The organism is Streptomyces sp. PTL18 (genome assembly GCF_059510295.1).
In genome coordinates this window covers 1-1,644 of the sequence record NZ_JCAJZO010000094.1, presented here as the reverse complement: position 1 = coordinate 1,644, position 1,644 = coordinate 1, and the positions used below count along the sequence as shown (strand labels likewise).

The following is a 1,644-nucleotide window of genomic DNA, read 5'->3' as shown; positions in this document are numbered from 1 at the left end:
ACCGTCCTGCTGCCGACCGCCGTCGGTCGTCGCGAGCTCGCCGGAGACCTGCCGCAGCACCAGGGAGTCAACGGCGGCCACGACGCCGCCCGCCGAGTCGGCGAGCTCCAGGACGACGGCGTCCGCACCGGCGGGAGCCAGGCGGACGCGCAGCTCACGGGCGCCGGTGGCCCACAGCGACACACCGCTCCACGAGAACGGCAGCCGCAGCGAGGTGTCGCCGCCGAAGGCGCCGTGCAGGACGGCGTGCAGAACGGAGTCCAGCAGCGCGGGGTGCACGCCGAAGCGGTCGGCGAGTTCCTGGTGTGCCTCCGGCAGGGCGACCTCGGCGAACACCTCCTCGCCGCGCCGCCACAATGCGCGCAGCCCGCGGAACACCGGGCCGTACGACAGCCCCAGGCCCGCGAAACGCTCGTAGACATCCTCCACCGGCTCGGCCACCGCGCCGCGCGGAGGCCATACGCCGAAGTCGAACGACTCGGCAGGACGAGGGGCCTCGGTGCCGACGACACCGCTGGCGTTGAGGGTCCACGCCTCGTTCGCGGAGGCCTGGTCGTGGTCGGGCCGGGAGAACACGCTGACACTGCGGCTGCCCGAGTCGTCGGGGCCGTTGACCAGCACCTGGAGCTGTACGGCGCCGTCCTCGGGGAGGACGAGCGGCACGGCGATGGTCAGTTCCTCCACTCGGTCGCAGCCGACCTGTTCGGCGCCGTGGAGGACGAGTTCCAGGAAGCCCGTCCCGGGGAACAGGACGGCGCCGGCGACGACGTGGTCGCGCAGCCACGGGTGCGAGCGCAGCGACAGACGGCCGGTGACGACCACGCCGTCCGAGTCGGCCGGGGTGACGGCCGCGCCGAGCAGCGGGTGGTCGGCGGAGGTGAGGCCGAGTCCGGCGATGTCGCCGGCGTGGCGTTCGGGGGTGGGGGTCGGCCAGTAGGTCCTGCGCTGGAAGGCGTACGTCGGCAGCGGGACCGTGCGGGCGCCGCTGCCCGTGAAGAGGGCGGGCCAGTCGACCTCGCCGCCGCGGGTGAACAGGGCGGCCACCGTGGTGAGCAGCGCCTCGATCTCCGGCCGGTCCTTGCGCAGCGCGGGGGCCAGCACGGCGGTCGCGGTCTCGTCCAGGGTCGCCCGGGCGAGGGCGGTGAGGGTGCCGTCGGGACCCAGTTCGAGGTAGCGCGTCACGTTCTGCCCGGCGAGGGCGCGTACGGCGTCGGCGTAGCGGACGGTCCGGCGGACATGGCCGACCCAGTACTCCGGGGACATCAGCTCCTCAGCACTCACCGCCTCACCGGTCACCGTGGAGACGAGGGGCACCTCCGGCCGCTCGTACGTCAGGCCCTCGGCGACCTTGCGGAAACCCGCCAACATCGGTTCCATCAGCGGCGAGTGGAAGGCGTGGCTCACCCGCAGCGCCGTCACCCTGCGCTCCTGCGCCCGGAAGTGCGCCGCCACCGCCTCGACGGCCTCCGCGCCACCGGCGACCACCACCGCCTGCGGCCCGTTGACCGCAGCGATACCCACCCGCTCACCCAGAAGCGGCAGGACCTCCTCCTCCGAGGCCTGCACCGCCACCATCGCACCACCCTCGGGCAGCTGCTGCATCAGCCGACCGCGCGCCACCACCAGACGGCACGCGTCCGCCAG

General features: G+C 74.0%; 1 protein-coding gene. It reads right to left on the bottom strand.

Features of this window, described 5'->3' with window-relative positions; all coding sequences use genetic code 11:
• Positions 1 to 1,644, bottom strand: a 1,644-nt coding sequence (locus AC5WS8_RS39085; RefSeq protein ID WP_496108226.1) for an acyltransferase domain-containing protein, incomplete at both ends; no start/stop codon positions are given.